The sequence below is a fragment of the Delftia sp. S65 genome, from assembly GCF_016516495.1.
Taxonomy (GTDB): Bacteria; Pseudomonadota; Gammaproteobacteria; order Burkholderiales; family Burkholderiaceae_C; genus Comamonas; species Comamonas acidovorans.
This window is the reverse complement of record NZ_JACVUR010000021.1, coordinates 42,855-59,661: the sequence shown is the minus strand read 5'-3', so window position 1 is coordinate 59,661 and position 16,807 is coordinate 42,855. Positions and strand designations below refer to the sequence as shown.

Below are 16,807 nucleotides of genomic sequence, written 5' to 3'. Positions count from 1 at the left end.
CCGGGCCGCCTGGCCGCAAGCCCGCAAAGGCGCCATTGTGCGCCTTTTGGACGCTACTTGCAGAAAGCTGACACATCGCTTCCCAAGCCGCCCGGAGCGTGCCGCGCACGCGCAGGCACAATGCATGCCATGACGCAATCCAAACCTCTTCCGGCGTTGAACCGGCAGTTCGTCTCGCACTTCGGCGAGATGGGCAGCCGCTGGGGCATCAACCGCACGGTAGGCCAGATCTACGCACTGCTGTTTCTTTCGCCCGAGCCGCTCAATGCCGACCAGATCGCCGAGACGCTGGAGTTCTCGCGCTCCAACGTGAGCATGGGGCTCAAGGAATTGCAGGCCTGGCGCCTGGTGCAATTGCGCCACCAGCCCGGGGACCGGCGCGAGTATTTCGAGGCGCCGCAGGATGTCTGGGAAATCTTCCGCCGCCTGGCCGAGGAACGCCGCCGCCGCGAGATCGAGCCGACCCAGTCCATGCTGCGCGCCGCCATGCTGGAGGAAGTCACCACCGAAGAGGAACGCTACGCCCAGCAGCGCATGCGCGACATGTACGAGCTGATCGACCGGCTCATGAACTGGTTCGACGACGTGCAGCGCCTGTCGCCCGAGACCGCCATGCAGCTCATGGGCATGGGCACGGCCGTGACGCGGCTGCTGGATCTGAAGGACCGCATCACGGGCGGCAAGGGCCGCGCCAAGGCGGATGACACCGACGATTGAACCTGGCAAGCCTGCGTACAAAAATGAGCTCCCGAGGGAGCTCATTGTGTTTACAGCAATGCTTCATTGGCGGTAAGCGCGTGCAAAAACTGGCGTAGCCCAAAGCGAGGGACACCGAGCAAGGGCCGCCCCCGCAGCGAGGGTGTCGTCCCCCTCCCGAAGAGAGAGGGGGAAGGCGCGAAGCGCCTCAGGGGGAGCTTTATTTCTCCCGGGCCAGGAGTTCGCGGCGGGTGGCCTCGTCGTCCATCAGTTCGTACCACATCGCGTTGAGCACCGCGAAGGCGGCCGCCAGCGGCAGGCCGAGCAACCAGGCGAAGTACCACATGGTGTTGTGTCCTTTCTAGACGTTGACTGTCGTTTCTTGATTCGGTGGATCAGTACGAGTGGCCGCGGCCCTCGATGATGGCCATCGGGTCGACCTTGCCGCGCAGCACGCTGTAGACCCAGCTGGTGTAGGCCACGATGAGGGGCACGAAGATCAGCGCGCACACCAGCATGATGAACAGCGTCACATGGCTGGACGAAGAGTCCCAGACCGTGAGGCTGTGCTGCGGGTTCAGCGACGAGGGCAGGATGAACGGGAACATGGATGCCCCCACGCTGGCGATGATGCCGGCAATGCCCAGGCCGCTGGACAGCAGGGCCAGCCACTCGCGGCGCAGCCACAGGCCCAGCGCCGCCAGCAGCGGCATCAGCAGGCCGATGGCCGGCACGGCCCAGAGCACGGGCCGGGCCTGGTAGTTGGCGAACCAGGCGCCCGCCTGCAGCGCAGCCGTCTTGAACAGCGGATTGGACGGTCCGGTGGTGTTGATCTCGCTGGTGATGCGGTAGCCATTGAGCGCGGCCAGCCACACGCCGGCCGCCGCGAACAGCACCGTGGTGGCGACGGCAGCCACCATGCCGAAGCGGCGCGCGCGCGCGGCCACATCGCCCTCGGTCTTGAACACCAGCCAGGACGCACCATGCATGAGCAGCATGCACAGCGAGACCAGGCCGGCCAGCAGCGCAAACGGGTTGAGCAGGCCGAAGAACGTGCCCTCGTAATAGATGCGCATGTCGGGTGCCAGGCGGAAGGGCACGCCCTGCAGCACATTGCCAAGGGCCACGCCGAAGATCAGCGCAGGCACCACGCCGGCCATGCACAGCACGGCATCCCAGCGCGCGCGCCAGGCCGGCTCCTCGCGCTTGCTGCGGAACTTGAAGGCCACGGGCCGCAGGATCAGCGCCACCAGGGCCGCGAACATGGCCAGGTAAAAGCCCGAGAACGAGACCGCGTACAGCTGCGGCCAGGCCGCAAAGATGGCACCGCCGCCCAGGATGAGCCAGACCTGGTTGCCTTCCCAGACCGGGCCCAGAGAGTTGATGACGACGCGGCGCTCCACGTCGGTCCTGGCCGCCAGCGGCAGCAGCGCGGCAGCGCCCAGGTCAAAGCCATCGGTGACGGCAAAGGCGATGAGCAGCACGCCCAGCAGGCCCCACCACAGCAGGCGCAGGATGTCGTAGCTGATCAGTTCGTGAAGAATCATGGTGACAATCTCCCTTGGTCATTGCCCGCGGGCGAGTTTTTGCATCAGAGGGAAGTAGGTGGTCAGGTGCGGCGCGCTTTCCTCCTGAGGTCCCTTGCGGATGGCCTTCACCATGAGCTTCATCTCGATGACGAAGAGCACGGAGTAGATGGCGATGAAGCCTGCAATCGTCAGCAGCAGCGTGCCTGCGCCCAGGTTGGAGACGGCCAGCGCCGTGGGCAGCACGCCTTCGATGATCCAGGGCTGGCGGCCCACCTCGGCCACGATCCAGCCGCACTCGGCCGCGATCCAGGGCAAGGGAATGGCGATCACGGCCAGCTTGAGCATCCACGGATGGGCGTCCAGCCTGCGCCGCACCGACAGCCAGAAGAAGGCGGCCGTGAGCGCGATGAAGAACATGCCCAGCCCCACCATGATGCGGAAGGCCCAGAACAGCGGCCCCACGGCCGGCACGGTGTCCCAGGCGGCCTGGGCGATCTGCGCGTCCGTGGCCTGGCGCGGGTCGTCCACGTAGCGCTTGAGCAGCAGCGCGTAGCCCAGTTGCCCGCCCTTGTCCTCGAAGACGGCCTTGGCGTCGGCCGGCACCTGGCTCGTGGGGCCGGCGGCGCGGATGGCCTCCAGCGCGCCATAGGCCTCGATGCCGTTGCGGATGTACTGCTCGGTGCGCTGGACCAGGTCGTTGATGCCGGGGATCTCGGTGGTCAGCGAGCGCGTGCCGATCAGGCCCATGACCCAGGGAATGTGCACGGCGTAGTGCGTCTCCCGTGCGGCCTTGTCGGGGAAGCCGAAGGCCGTGAAGGCGGCCGGTGCGGGCTCGGTGTCCCACATGGCCTCGATGGCGGCCAGCTTCATCTTCTGGTGCTCCGAGGATAGATAGCCGCTTTCATCGCCCAGCACCACCACCGACAGCGCGGCGGCCAGGCCGAACGAGGTGGCCACCGTCATGGAGCGGCGCGCCAGCTGGATGTGCCGGCCCTTGAGCAAATACCAGGCCGAGACGCCCAGCACGAAGATGGCCGCCGTCACGTAGCCGGCCGAGACCGTGTGCACGAACTTGGCCTGGGCCACGGGGTTGGTCAGCACGGCAAAGAAGTCGGTGACCTCCATGCGCATGGTCTGCGGGTTGAACGCCGCGCCCACGGGGTTTTGCATCCAGCCGTTGGCGATCAGGATCCACAGCGCCGAGAAGTTCGAGCCCAGGGCCACGCACCAGGTGGTCACCAGATGGCCGACCTTGCTCAGGCGATCCCAGCCGAAGAAGAACAGGCCCACGAAGGTGGCCTCCAGGAAGAAGGCCATCAGCCCCTCGATGGCCAGCGGTGCGCCGAAGATGTCGCCCACGTAGTGGCTGTAGTAGCTCCAGTTCATGCCGAACTGGAACTCCATCACGATGCCCGTGGCCACGCCCATGGCGAAGTTGATGCCGAACAACGTGCCCCAGAACTTCGTCATGTCGCGCCAGATGGTGCGGCCCGTCATCACGTAGACGGTCTCCATGATGGCGATGATCACGGCCAGGCCGATGGTCAGCGGCACGAACAGGAAGTGGTAGAGCGCCGTTACCGCGAACTGCAGCCGCGATAGATCGACGATGTCGAGGTCCATGGTGAGATCCTTTCTCTCGGGGTACTTGGTGAAATCCTTGATCAGCCGTCCTGCCGCAGGCGCGCCAGGGCCGCCTCGAACGGCGGTGTGCCGCGCAGCGCCTCGGACACCACGCGGCCCTGCTCCACCCACAGCAGCCGGTCGGCCAGTTGCGCCTCCCGCAGCTTGTGGGTGGCCAGCACCAGGGTGCGGCCCCGGGCTGCACTGTCCAGCCGCACCAGCAGGTCGGCGGCCGTGCGTGCATCCAGGCCCTCGGTCACTTCGTCCAGCAGCCAGCAGCGCGCGGGGCTCAGCAGCAGCCGCGCCAGCGCCAGGCGCCGTGCCTGGCCGCCGGACAGGCCCAGCCCGCCCTCGCCCAGCCGCGTGTCCAGACCCTGCGCCATGGCGCGCACATCGCCGGCCAGCCCGGCGACTTCCAGCGCCGCCCACAGCGTGTCCTCGGCGGCCTCGGGGCAAGCCAGCAAAAGGTTGTCGCGCAGGCTGTCCTCGAACAGTTCGGTGCGCTGCGTCATCCAGGTGCAGCGCCGGGCACGCACGGCGCCGGCCAGCGGCTGGAGCTCGCCGGCCATCAGGGACAGCAGCGTGGTCTTGCCCGCGCCGCTGGCGCCCAGCAGGGCGACACGTTCGCCTTCGGCGATACGGATGTCCTGGGCCAGCACGGCGGCACGGGGTGCCACGACCTGCTCCAGCTCAACCGCCAAGCCCTGCCCGGGCGCAGCCGGTTCGCAGGCGCCTTGCGCAGCGCCGCCGCGCAGGGCAGGCGCCAGCCGGCGCGCGGCCAGCCAGCTGCGGCCGGCCTCCAGCGCGCCACGGCGCAACGCGGCAAAGGGCTCCATGGCCGTCAGCGCCAGCAACAGGGCCAGCGCGGCCACGGGCGCGCCCAGCAGGCCGGCCTCGGCCAGCCAGCCTACGCCCAGCAGCACACCGGCCAGGGCCAGGGCGCCGCACAGGCCTTGCACGAAGGAGGTTCGGGCCTCCAAGCCGTGGAGCTCGGCGTCGGCCTCGGCCACGCGGGCGTCCAGGGCGGCAATGCGTTCGCAATGCGCGGCCAGGGTGCCGGCCATGGCCAGCTCCGCCTGCCCGGCCACCAAGTCGGCCGTGCGGGCGCGCAGGGACTCCAGCGCCAGCGCGCGGCGCACGGCGGGCCGGCGCGCACTGCGCGCCAGCCACAGGGCACTGCCCAGGCCGGTGGCCAGCAGCCACGCAGCCAAGGCCATGCCCAGCCACCAGCGCATCAGGCCCAGCGCCAGGGCGGCCATCAGCGTGGCACCCGTGGCGGCCAGCAAGGGCACGAACAGGCGCAGGTACAGGCTGTCCAGCGCATCCACGTCGGCCGTCAGCCGCTGCAGCAGGCGCGCGGGCCGCAGGCGCAGGCTCAGGGCGGCGGCGGGCGTGGCCCAGCTGCGCAGCAGCCGCTCGCGCAGGGCGGCCAGCACGGCCAGGGTGGCGTCATGGGTGACCAGCCGTTCGGCATAGCGCGTGCCCGTGCGGCCCAGGGCCAGCAGGCGGATGCCGGCCGAGGGCATGAACACATCGAAGACGATGGCCGTGGCCGGCAGCAGCCCGGCCAGCGCCGTGGCCGTGATGAACCAGCCCGACAGGCCCAGCAGCGCCATGCCCATGAGCACCGTGAGCAGGGCCAGCAGCGCGCCACCCAGCCACAGGCGCCGGGGCGCCATGCGCGCCAGGGCGGCAAGCATGGGCCAGAGGGTGGAGCGGGGCTTCATGCGGCCAGCTCCTGTGGGGCGGCATGGCCCGCCAGCTCCACCACGCGGTGCATGGCGGCGGCCAGTTCGGCATCGTGGGTGGCGACGATCAGCGTGCGCCCGCGTGCCAGCTGCAGCAGGGCATCGGTGACCTGGGCGGCCGTGGCCGGGTCCAGGTGGGCCGTGGGTTCATCGACCAGCAGCAGGCCTGCATCGCGCGACAAGGCCAGGCGCGCCAGTGCCAGGCGCACGATTTCGCCGCCCGACAGGCCGGCTCCGCCCTCGCCCAGCGTGGCGCCGGCCCGGGTCTCGGCCAGCTTGCCCAGCCCGGCCAGCCGCAGGGCCTGGCGCAGTTCGCCGAAGGTGAATCCCGCGCGGCCCAGCCGGAGGTTTTCGGCCACCGAGCCGGCGAACACATGCGGGCTCTGCCCCATCCAGGCCATGCGCGCGCGCAGCCGGCCGGCCGATTCGCCGTTGAGCAGCTGGCCATCGATATGGATGCGCCCAGGCTCGGCCACCGGCAGCAGGCCTGCAATCTGCGCCAGCAGCAGCGACTTGCCGCTGCCGCTGGGGCTCCACAGCGCCACATGCTCGCCAGGCCGCACGTCCACCGTGAGCGCCGGCAGCGTGACCACGCCGCCTGGCGCCTGGGGCCGCACCTGCTCCAGGTGCAGGGCGCAGGCCTGGCCGGCCGCCCTGCCGGGCGCAGCCAGTGCGCCGGGCAGCGGCTGCGCATCGCGGCCCAGCTCGCCCAGGGCCTGCAGGGCGGCCTCGCCGCTGGCACGGTCGTGCCAGACGGCAGACAGCTCACGCAGGGGATCGAAGAAGCTGGGCGCCAGCAGCAGCACGAACAGCGCCTGGCCCAGGCTCAGTGTCTGGCCCCAGCTGCCAAAGGGCAGATGGCCCAGCAGGTGAAAGCCCACGTAGACGGCCACCATGGCCACGCCCAGGGCCGAGAACAGTTCCAGCACCGCAGAGGACAGAAAGGCGATGCGCAGCACGCGCATGCTGCGTTCGCGCAGGGATTCGGCATTGGCGCGCAGCCGCTGCGCCGTGGCATCCACCGCGCCCAGGGCGCGCAGGGTGGACAGGCCGCGCAGCCGGTCGAGCAGGAAGGCGTTCATGCCGCCCAGCTCCACCATCTGCGCCTGGCTGGCCGCCTTGGCGCGCCAGCCGACGATGGCCATGAACAGCGGGATCAGCGGCGCGGCCACCACCAGGATCAGCGCCACCACCCAGCTCTGGCTGGCCACGGCCAGCGCAATCACCAGCGGCACGGTGCGCACGCGCCACATGGCGGTCTGGTAGCGCGACAGCCAGGGCACGATGGCCTCGGCCTGCTCGGCCATGGCGCTGGCCGCCTGGCCCGAGGCCGCGCGCTGGCGGTCCAGCGGAGAGGTGCCCGCCAGCGTGCGCAGCACCTGCATTCGCAGCGCACTCACCAGGCTGCGCGCCTGCAGATTGGCGCGGCGTGTGCCGCTGGCATCGCACCAGGCGCGCAACCCGCCCAGCAGTGCCACGCCGGCCGCAAGCTGCCACTGTGGCCACAGCGGCTCCCTGCCTGCGCCATCGGCCATGGACTGCACGGCCAGCGCCAGCAGCAGCGCCTGGGGCAGCCACAGCAGCGAGGCCAGCACCAGGCGCCCCGTACCCGCCATCGGACGACGCGCCAGCTGGTGGAACTCAGGCAATGACGGGGTACAAGGTTTGTTCATTTATTCTGTAATTTCAGTATTTACTGAAATTACGCAAAGAATTCTAAACAAACTTGCTCCAGGCAAGTCGCTCGTAGGGGGAAGCCGAGTGAAGCAGTCAAGCGTGCGCAAGGGGTTTTGCGCAAACAACTTCGAGAACCGGACCCGCACAGCGTGGGTAATACCCAAAGAAAACGGCGCCCGAAGGCGCCGTCTGGCAGGGTAGGAGAAGAGCCCGTCCTGGGCTCCCCTACCTTAGGGGGTGGACAGCAGGCGGTCGCGCGCCTGGTTGTATTCGCGCTTGAGACGCTCGACCAGCTCGCCCGCACCCGTGACTTCGCGGATGGCGCCAATGCCCTGGCCGCAGCCCCAGATGTCCTTCCAGGCCTTCTTGGCGTCGCCGCCGAAGTTCATCTTGCTGGGGTCCGACTCGGGCAGGTTGTCGGGGTCCAGGCCTGCCGCACGGATGGACGGCGCCAGGTAGTTGCCGTGCACGCCCGTGAACAGGTTGCTGTAGACGATGTCGTCGGAGGTGCCGTCCACGATGGCCTGCTTGTAGGCGTCGTGCGCACGCGCTTCATGCGTGGCAATGAAGGCCGAGCCGATATAGGCGAAGTCCGCTCCCATGGCCTGGGCCGCGAGGATGGCACCGCCCGAGGCGATGGAGCCCGACAGCGCCACGGGGCCGTCGAACCATTCGCGGATCTCCTGGATCAGCGCGAACGGGCTCTTGACGCCCGCATGGCCGCCCGCGCCCGCCGCCACGGCGATCAGGCCGTCGGCCCCCTTTTCGATGGCCTTGTGCGCGAACTTGTTGTTGATGATGTCGTGCAGCACCACGCCGCCCCAGCTGTGCACGGCCTGGTTCACGTCCTCGCGCGCACCCAGGCTGGTGATGACGATGGGCACCTTGTACTTGGCGCACATCTGCATGTCGTGCTCGAGCCGGTCATTGCTCTTGTGCACGATCTGGTTGATGGCGAACGGCGCCGAGGGCCGGTCCGGATGGGCCTTGTCCCAGGCGGCCAGGGTCTCGGTGATCTCGGCCAGCCAGTCTTCGAGCTGCTCGGCCGGGCGCGCGTTGAGCGCGGGCATGGAACCCACGATGCCGGCCTGGCACTGGGCGATCACGAGCTTGGGGTTGCTGATGATGAACAGCGGCGAGCCGATCACTGGCAGGGCCAGTTTCTTCAGCGCCGGGGGAAGCTTGGACATGCGTTGTCTCCGTTGGTTCTCGGTATCTTTGTCTGCGTTGTGCCGTGCGCAAGCGCCGGGTCAGAAGGCGTCCATGGGCAGTGCCATCACGCTGTCGCCGCCGTGCACGATGGCATCGCGCAGGCCCGCCGCCTTGACGAGGATGTGCTCGGCATAAAAGCGCGCCGTCGCAATCTTCGCGCGCATGAAGGCCTCGTCCTGTCCCTTGTGCAACAGCTGCTCGGCCACCAGCAGGGCGCGGCCCATCTGCCAGCCTGCGACGAGGTTGCCCGCCAGCATCAGGTAGGGAACGCTGCCGGCGTACACGGCATTGGGCTCGGCCTTGGCCTGGCCCGAGACGAAGTGCACCGCCTCCACGAAGGCCTGGCGCGCAGCGGCCAGTTGGCGGGCCACGGCCAGTGCCTCGGGCGTGCCGCTGGCGGCCAGCTCGGCCTCGGTCTTCTCGATCTGGCCCGCAATGGCCAGCGCGGTCTGGCCGCCATCGCGCGCCGTCTTGCGGCCCACCAGGTCATTGGCCTGGATGGCGGTCGTGCCTTCGTAGATGGTCAGGATCTTGGCGTCGCGGTAGTACTGGGCGGCGCCCGTCTCCTCGATGAAGCCCATGCCGCCGTGCACCTGCACGCCCAGGCTGGTGACTTCCAGACTCATCTCGGTGCTGTAGCCCTTGACCAGGGGCACCATGAATTCATAGAAGGCCGCATTGGCCTCGCGCACCTGGGCGTCGGCATGGTGATGGGATGCGTCGTAGGCCGCGGCGGCCGTGGCCGCCATGGCGCGGCAGCCCTCGGTGTAGGCGCGCATGGTCATGAGCATGCGGCGCACATCGGGGTGGTGGATGATGGTGGCGCTGGCCTTGACGCTGCCGTCCACGGGACGGCTTTGCACGCGCTCGCGGGCATAGGCCACGGCATGCTGGTAGGCGCGCTCGGCCACGGCAATGCCCTGCACGCCCACGGCGTAGCGGGCCGCGTTCATCATGATGAACATATATTCGAGGCCGCGGTTTTCCTCGCCAACCAGATAGCCGATGGCGCCCCCGTTGTCGCCGTACTGCAGCACGGCCGTGGGCGAGGCCTTGATCCCCATCTTGTGCTCGATGCTCACGCAGTGCACATCGTTGCGCGCGCCCAGCGAGCCATCCTTGTTGACCAGGAACTTGGGCACCACGAACAGGCTGATGCCCTTGACGCCCTCGGGCGCCCCGGCCACGCGGGCCAGCACCAGATGGACGATGTTCTCGGCCATGTCGTGCTCGCCATAGGTGATGAAGATCTTGGTGCCGAAGACCTTGTAGCTGCCATCGGGCTGCGGATCGGCCTTGGTGCGCACCAGGGCCAGGTCGGAGCCGGCCTGGGGCTCGGTCAGGTTCATGGTGCCGGTCCACTCGCCGGTCACCAGCTTTTCGAGATAGGTGGCCTTGAGCTCATCGCTGCCCGCCGTCAGCAGGGCCTCGATGGCGCCATCGGTCAGCAGCGGGCACAAAGCAAAGCTCAGGTTGGCGCTGTTGAGCATTTCCACACAGGCCGCGCCAATCGTCTTGGGCAGGCCCTGGCCACCAAAATCCTGCGGATGCTGCAGGCCCTGCCAGCCGCCTTCGGCGTACTGGCGAAAGGCCTGCTTGAAGCCCGCCGTGGTGGTGACCACGCCGTCCTTGAGGCTGGAAGGCGCCACGTCGCCCGGCAGGTTCAGCGGTGCCACCACGCCTTCGCACAGCTTGGCGCATTCCTCCAGCACGGCCTGGGCCGTCTCCAGGCCAGCCTCCTCGAAACCGGGCAACTGCGCCACCTGGTCGATCTGCGCCAGATGCTCCATGGCGAACAGCATGTCTTTGAGGGGAGCCGAGTAAGTCATTGTTGAACCTTCCTGAACAGAGCCTGGACCGCCGGCGCGCAGCGCGCGGCGACCTGGGACAGCGGGCACGCCGCCACGGCACTACTGCATTGCAGCGTTATTGCGTGACGCGGCCCGATGCGTTGACGATGGACAAATCCACGAATTTCGAGCCCGCCTGCGAGCCCGGACGATAGGTAACCCAGTAGCCGCCCAGATCGAAGGCGTCCAGGCCGCGCAGCGAAGCGGCCAGCTTGTCGCGCGTCAGCGGCTGGGTGCGGCGCATGGCCTCCACGATGACGCGGGCGTTCACATAGCCTTCCATCATGGCGTAGCTGACCGGCACGGTCAGCGACTTGCCGGCAGCGGTGGCCGCGTCCCTGAACTCCTTGTTCAGGCGCATGGTCACCTTGTAGGGACTGGGCACGACCTGGGCAATGGACAGGCCGCTCATGAACTCCACGGGCAGGCGCTTGGCCAGTTGCTCGATATCGGCTTCGGACGTCGCGTAGATCTGGGCCGTGCCACCCGCCATGCGGTACGCCTCGACGAAGGCCGAGGTCACGGGGCTGGAGGCCACCACCATCACGGCCTGCGCCGAAGGCTGGGCCTTTTGCAACTGGGAAACGGCCTTGTCCATGGCACCCTTGCCCGTGCTCAGCGAGGCGCTGACCACCAGCTTGGCCTTGGAAGGCGCAATCGCCTTGTCCACGAGTTCCGCCACGGCCTTGGCATCCGGGCGTTCGTCATGCAGCAGGGCCAGGCGCGTGATGCCCACGGTGGCCAGGTGCGAGGCGATCTTGGCCATTTCCTCGGGCAGGTTGGCGCGCGTGCTGAAGATCTGGGGATTGCTCAGCACCCGCGTGTCCGTGCTCTGGTAACCCACGAGGGAGATCTGCGACTGGTCGAGCAGCTTGCTGTCCAGCAGCGCCGCCATGTTGCGGTTGCCGAAGTAGCCGGCCAGCACCACGGGCTTGGACTCGTCCAGCAGCTTGCGGGTCTTGTCCACGGTTTCCTCGGGGTGGCCCACATCGTCCACCGTGACCAGTTGCACGGGCTGCCCCTGCACGCCGCCGGCCTTGTTGATCTGGTCGAAGTACAGGCGCATGCCCTGGGCATAGGCACGGCCCTGCGTCGCACCGGCTCCCGACATGGGTGCCACCTGCCCCACCACCCAGGCATTGGCCTCGGCGGCCAGCGCCATGGCGCCACAGACAAAGGCCACGGCCGTGCGGGCCAGGCGCAAGCGCATCATCTTCATTTCAATCTCCCTCTCGGTTCATGCCATCGCCAGCACCGGCTGGCGGCCAAGTCCGTTGTTGTAGTCGGTGGTGCGCGCCGTGACCAGCGGACCATCCCGGAATCCATGACGGAAAAAGAGGGGCCTGTGCCCCTCATTTTTCAGCTTCAGCCGCTTACAGCGCCTGCACCAGTTCCGGCACGGCCTGGAACAGGTCGGCCTCCAGGCCGTAGTCGGCCACCGAGAAGATCGGTGCCTCAGGGTCCTTGTTGATCGCCACGATCACCTTGGAGTCCTTCATGCCGGCCAAATGCTGGATGGCGCCCGAGATGCCCAGGGCGATGTACAGCTGCGGCGCCACGATCTTGCCGGTCTGGCCGACCTGCAGGTCATTGGGCGCATAGCCTGCGTCCACCGCTGCGCGCGAAGCGCCGATGGCGGCGCCCAGCTTGTCGGCCAGGGGTGTGATGACTTCCTGGAACTTCTCGCTGCTGCCCAGCGCGCGGCCGCCGGAGACGATGATCTTGGCGGCCGTCAGTTCCGGGCGGTCGTTCTTGGTGACCTCGCGGCCCACGAAGCTGCTCTTGCCGTTGTCGCCAGCGGCTGCCAGCTGCTCCACCTGGGCGCTGCCGCCCGTAGTGGCCGCTGCGTCAAAGCCCGTGCCGCGCACGGTGATGACCTTGATCTTGTCGCCGCTTTGCACCGTGGCAATGGCGTTGCCGGCGTAGATAGGACGCTCGAAGGTGTCGGCGCTGTCCACCTTGGTGATGTCGCTGATCTGGGCCACGTCCAGCTTGGCTGCCACGCGCGGCGCGGCGTTCTTGCCGCTGGCGGTGGCGGGGAACAGGATGTGGCTGTAGTTCGAAGCAATCGCCAGCACTTGCGCTGCGATGTTCTCGGCCAGGCCGTCCTTGAGGCTGGCGCCATCGGCGTGGATGACCTTGGACACGCCAGCGATCTGGGCCGCAGCCTGCGCAGCGGCGCCGGCATTCTCGCCCGCCACCAGCACATGCACGTCGCCGCCGCAGGCCAGGGCCGCAGTGACGGTGTTGAGCGTGGCGCTCTTGATGGAAGCGTTGTCGTGTTCTGCAATAACGAGGGATGTCATGTCGCTGTCTTCCTTAGATCACTTTGGCTTCGTTCTTGAGCTTGCTGACCAGGGTCGCCACATCGGGCACCTTCACGCCAGCACCGCGCTTGGCGGGCTCGGCCACCTTGAGCGTCTTCAGGCGCGGGGCCACATCCACGCCCAGCTCTTCAGGCTTGACCGTGTCCAGCTGCTTTTTCTTGGCCTTCATGATGTTGGGCAGCGTGACGTAGCGCGGCTCGTTCAGGCGCAGGTCGGTGGTGATGACGGCCGGCAGGCTCAGGGCCAGGGTTTCCAGGCCGCCGTCCACTTCACGGGTCACGTTGACCTTGTCGCCAGCGACTTCGACCTTGGAGGCGAAGGTGGCTTGCGGCAGGTCGGCCAGGGCCGCCAGCATCTGGCCGGTCTGGTTGGCATCGTCGTCGATGGCCTGCTTGCCCAGGATGATGAGGCCGGGCTGCTCCTTGTCCACCAGGGCCTTGAGCAGCTTGGCGACGGCCAGGGGCTGCAGCTCCTCGGTGGTCTCCACCAGGATGCCGCGGTCGGCACCGATGGCCATGGCCGTGCGCAGGGTTTCCTGGCACTGGGCCACGCCGCAGGAGACGGCGATGACTTCGGTGGCCACGCCCTTTTCCTTGAGGCGAACGGCTTCTTCGACGGCGATTTCGTCAAAGGGGTTCATGCTCATCTTGACGTTGGCGATGTCCACGCCCGTGCCGTCCGACTTCACGCGGACCTTCACGTTGTAGTCCACCACGCGCTTGACCGGGACCAAAACCTTCATTGCAGCGGCTCCTGATTGATTGATAGATTGACGTTTACGTAAACCGAAATCATTGTATGCGGCGCTGCAGCAGCTGCGGCAGGTTTCCCTGACGGCCGAGGGCCGCATGCGCGCTCACAAAAAAGAACGATCGTGCCATTTTAAGCACGACCCTTGAGATTTCCTGCGGGGGAACAGCCTGAACTCAGGGTATGCACCTAGGAATAATCCTAGCTGCTTTTCTCTGCTGCCTGAGCCACCACGCCCCCGCGTTCGGTGATCTGCACCACCTGCTTGGGGACCGGCAGGCTCACGCCCGCGGCACGCAGGCCGCGCAGCACGGCGAGGTTCACCTCGGAGCGCACATTGCCCTGGCCATTTTGCGGGTCGTTGATGTAGTAGCTGAGACTGAACTGCAGACCCTGCTCGACAAAGTCGACCAGTGCCACCGAAGGCGCGGGCGTCTTGAGCACGCGCGGCTGCGCGGCTGCGGCATCGAGCAGGATGCCGCGCACCTGCTCCACATCGCTGTCCATGCCCACGACGATGTTGGTGGACAGGCCGAACTTGACGTCGAATCCGGTGAGGTTCTCCACACGCTGGGTGATCAGCGTCTCGTTGGGCACGATGGATTCGCGGCCGTTGAGCGCGCGGATGATGGTGTAGCGCGTGCGGATGTCGGTGATGCGGCCCTCGAAGCCATCCACGCGCACGTTGTCGCCGATGCGCAGCGCGCGCTCGATCAGCACCAGAAAGCCGCTGACGTAGTTGGAGGCGATCTTCTGCATGCCGAAACCCAGGCCCACGCCGATGGCGCCACCCATGACGGACAGCGCCGTCAGGTCCACGCCCACCATGGACAGCGACACCAGCAGGCCCACCAGGATCAGCACGCTGCGCGTGATGTTCATGGCCACCTTTCGCATGGACAGGTCGCTGACCCACTGGTTGATGACCTTCTGCTCGAACAGCGTTGCCACCCACAGCACGGCCACCATCATCAGGCCCGCCGACAGCGTGCCCTCGATCAGGTTGAGCAGGCTGACCGGCGTCTTGCCGATGTTGAACTGCAGGGCCTCCAGCTCCTCCATGACCTGCGGCAGCAGGCCGATGCTGTGCAGCACGGCCGCGCCCCAGGCCAGCCAGGAGAAGATGCGCTCGATCAGGCGCACCACGGTGGAGTGGGGGAAGGTCCGGCTGAGCACCCGCGCCACGAAGCGGATCACCGACAGGGACACCAGCAGCGACACGGCCACGCGCAACCAGAACACCGTGGAAAACCGCGCCAGGATCTCCTGGCTGGTGAAGACCAGCACCAGCGCCAGCAGCGGGAACAGGGCGCCATCGAGCGCATGGCGGCCTATCCATACGGAGGGCTTTCCATCGTTCAGATGGCCGTAGCGCGCATGCAGGCCGCGCATGGCGCCGTAGGCCAGCAGCAGGCAGGCGATGAGCACGGAGAACTCCAGCCAGGCGCTGGAGCTTTGGAAGTCGTTGATGAGCTTGTCGAAGATGTCCATGGGTCAGGGCCGTTCCGCCGCAAGGGCGCAGGCCGCCATCATCGCGCAGATCCAGGACAGGCCGACCGGACCGGGACCTACTTGCAGGTCGGTCAGCGACCCGTCTTCCAGGCCGGTTCGCGCTTGGCGGCGAAGGCCTGGGCGCCCTCCTGGGCGTCGGCATCCATCATGTTGGCGGCCATGGTCTGGCCGGCCAATTGGTAGGCCGCCTCGATGCCCATCTCGCGCTGCCGGTAGACCAGGGCCTTGCCCATGGCCACGGCCGCACGGGGCTTGCTGACGATGGACTGCACGAAGTGCTCGACGGCATCGTCCAGCGCCTCCTCGGCCACCACGCGGTTGACCAGGCCCTGCTCCAGCGCCTGCTGGGCGTCGATGAAGTCGCCCGTGAGCAGCATCTCCATGGCCTGCTTGGCCGGCACGTTGCGCACCAGCGGCACGCTGGGGGTGGCGCAGAACAGGCCATAGTGGATGCCGCTGGTGGCAAAGCGTGCCGCCTGCGCAGCAACGGCCAGATCGCACTGGGCCACGAGCTGGCAGCCTGCCGCCGTGGCAATGCCGTGCACGCGCGCGATCACGGGAACGGGCAGCCGGTGGATGGACAGCATCATGCGGCTGCACTGGGCGAACAGCTTCTGGTAGTAGTCCAGCTGCGGATGGGCCGCCATGTCCTTGAGGTTGTGCCCCGCGCAAAAGGCCTTGCCGGCCGCAGCCAGCACGACCACGCGCACGGACTCGTCGCGCGCCACGTCGTCCAGCGCCTGCTGCAGCTGCGTGAGCATCTGCTCGCCCAGGGCATTGAAGCGCTGCGGGTCGTTGAGCGTGAGGCGCACGACGCCGCGCGCGTCGCGCTGCACGTCGAGCAGGGGGCTGGCTTCAGAAGGAGGGGTGCTCGCGTTCATGGTGCTCCAGATCCGGTTCAGAGGTCGGCCAGCACGCGCACGTGCGCTTCCACGCTGCGCGCAAGCGGCCCCATCACATAGCCGCCTTCCAGGCAGGAGACGATGCGCCCCTTGGAAAAGCGCCGCGCGATGTCCTTGATGCGCGAGGTGATCCAGGTGAAGTCCTGCTCAGTCATGCCCAGCTGGCCCATGTCGTCCTCGCGGTGGGCGTCGAAGCCGGCGCTGATGAAGATCAGCTCGGGCTTGAAGGCCTCCAGGCGCGGAATCCACATCATCTCGACGATCTCGCGGATGTCCATGCCCTTGGTATAGGCGGCCACCGGCACGTTGACCATGTTGGCGGCTGGATGCTGGTCGCCGCTGAAGGGGTAGAACGGATGCTGGAAGATGCCGCACATGAGCACGCGGTCGTCGCCGGAGAGGATGTCCTCCGTGCCGTTACCGTGGTGCACGTCGAAATCGATCACGGCCACGCGCTTGAGGTGGTGGCGGCTGAGCGCGTACTTCACGCCCACGGCCACGTTGTTGAAGAAGCAAAAGCCCATGGCCTGGTGGCGCGTGGCGTGGTGGCCCGGAGGGCGCACGGCGCAGAAGGCGTTCTCCAGCTCGCCGGCCATCACCGCATCGGTGGCCGCCAGCGCGGCGCCGGCCGCATGCAGGGCGGCCGAGAAGGTATGGCTGTTGATGGAGGTGTCGGTGTCGATCTGGGAGTACGCGGGGCCGCCGGCCTGCTGCTCCTCGACCAGGCGCTGTGTCAGGCCCTGCAGCGCGGCCACATGCATGCGGTCATGGGCCAGTTCGATGTCGGCCAGCGAGGCCTGGGGGGCCTCGTGCCGCTCCAGCGCATCGGCCACGCCGGTCACCAGCAGCCGGTCCTCGATGGCGTCGAGCCGGGCCGGGCATTCCGGGTGCCCCGGCCCCATCTCATGCCGCCAGCACTCCCTATGGGTGAAATAACCCGTCTTGCCCACAGTGATGTCTCCGCGATGTTTTTTTTAGGAT

General features: G+C 67.6%; 14 protein-coding genes. 1 reads left to right on the top strand and 13 read right to left on the bottom strand.

What is annotated here, in order from left to right; translation table 11 throughout:
- The first annotated feature begins 120 nt into the window (after positions 1-120).
- The gene (locus IAE24_RS17425) at positions 121-717 is read left to right on the top strand and encodes a GbsR/MarR family transcriptional regulator (protein WP_012204320.1); all 597 of its coding nucleotides are present in this window, start codon (positions 121-123) and stop codon (positions 715-717) included.
- Positions 718-916: 199 nt separating this feature from the next.
- Here the strand turns inward: IAE24_RS17425 and cydX are convergent, their stop codons facing one another.
- The 13 genes from cydX to IAE24_RS17360 all read right to left on the bottom strand — a co-directional run bounded on the left by cydX (position 917) and on the right by IAE24_RS17360 (position 16,776).
- Positions 917-1,042, bottom strand: coding sequence for a cytochrome bd-I oxidase subunit CydX (gene cydX, locus IAE24_RS17420; protein ID WP_012204319.1), 126 nt, complete (start codon positions 1,040-1,042; stop codon positions 917-919).
- 49 nt (positions 1,043-1,091) lie between these two features.
- Positions 1,092-2,243: a cytochrome d ubiquinol oxidase subunit II gene (cydB, locus tag IAE24_RS17415; RefSeq protein WP_012204318.1), complete on the bottom strand. Its 1,152-nt coding sequence runs from the start codon at positions 2,241-2,243 to the stop codon at positions 1,092-1,094.
- Between the two features lie 18 nt (positions 2,244-2,261).
- Positions 2,262-3,848: a cytochrome ubiquinol oxidase subunit I gene (locus IAE24_RS17410; RefSeq protein WP_199961249.1), complete on the bottom strand. Its 1,587-nt coding sequence runs from the start codon at positions 3,846-3,848 to the stop codon at positions 2,262-2,264.
- Positions 3,849-3,889: 41 nt separating this feature from the next.
- Positions 3,890-5,575, bottom strand: a complete 1,686-nt coding sequence (locus tag IAE24_RS17405) for an amino acid ABC transporter ATP-binding/permease protein (protein ID WP_199961248.1) — start codon at positions 5,573-5,575, stop codon at positions 3,890-3,892.
- Complete coding sequence (cydD, locus tag IAE24_RS17400; protein WP_199961268.1) at positions 5,572-7,212, bottom strand: thiol reductant ABC exporter subunit CydD; 1,641 nt, start codon at positions 7,210-7,212, stop codon at positions 5,572-5,574. The genes IAE24_RS17405 and cydD overlap by 4 nt, the downstream gene beginning before the upstream one ends.
- Positions 7,213-7,503: 291 nt before the next feature.
- Positions 7,504-8,463 carry an NAD(P)H-dependent flavin oxidoreductase gene (locus tag IAE24_RS17395; RefSeq protein ID WP_012204314.1) on the bottom strand — a complete coding sequence of 320 codons (960 nt, stop codon included), beginning with the start codon at positions 8,461-8,463 and terminating at the stop codon, positions 7,504-7,506.
- Between the two features lie 60 nt (positions 8,464-8,523).
- Positions 8,524-10,314, bottom strand: a complete 1,791-nt coding sequence (locus IAE24_RS17390) for an acyl-CoA dehydrogenase (RefSeq protein WP_013803457.1) — start codon at positions 10,312-10,314, stop codon at positions 8,524-8,526.
- Between the two features lie 97 nt (positions 10,315-10,411).
- On the bottom strand, positions 10,412-11,554 hold the full coding sequence (locus tag IAE24_RS17385; RefSeq protein ID WP_013803458.1) for an ABC transporter substrate-binding protein: 1,143 nt from the start codon (positions 11,552-11,554) through the stop codon (positions 10,412-10,414).
- Between the two features lie 154 nt (positions 11,555-11,708).
- Positions 11,709-12,641: an electron transfer flavoprotein subunit alpha/FixB family protein gene (locus IAE24_RS17380; RefSeq protein WP_012204311.1), complete on the bottom strand. Its 933-nt coding sequence runs from the start codon at positions 12,639-12,641 to the stop codon at positions 11,709-11,711.
- A gap of 13 nt (positions 12,642-12,654) precedes the next feature.
- On the bottom strand, positions 12,655-13,404 hold the full coding sequence (locus tag IAE24_RS17375) for an electron transfer flavoprotein subunit beta/FixA family protein (RefSeq protein WP_012204310.1): 750 nt from the start codon (positions 13,402-13,404) through the stop codon (positions 12,655-12,657).
- Between the two features lie 209 nt (positions 13,405-13,613).
- Positions 13,614-14,903 (bottom strand): mechanosensitive ion channel family protein, encoded by a 1,290-nt coding sequence (locus IAE24_RS17370; protein WP_013803461.1) that lies wholly within the window; start codon positions 14,901-14,903, stop codon positions 13,614-13,616.
- Between the two features lie 92 nt (positions 14,904-14,995).
- Positions 14,996-15,805: an enoyl-CoA hydratase gene (locus IAE24_RS17365; protein WP_199961247.1), complete on the bottom strand. Its 810-nt coding sequence runs from the start codon at positions 15,803-15,805 to the stop codon at positions 14,996-14,998.
- A 17-nt stretch (positions 15,806-15,822) separates the two neighbouring features.
- The gene (locus IAE24_RS17360) at positions 15,823-16,776 is read right to left on the bottom strand and encodes a histone deacetylase family protein (RefSeq protein ID WP_325100544.1); all 954 of its coding nucleotides are present in this window, start codon (positions 16,774-16,776) and stop codon (positions 15,823-15,825) included.
- Positions 16,777-16,807 lie beyond the last annotated feature (31 nt).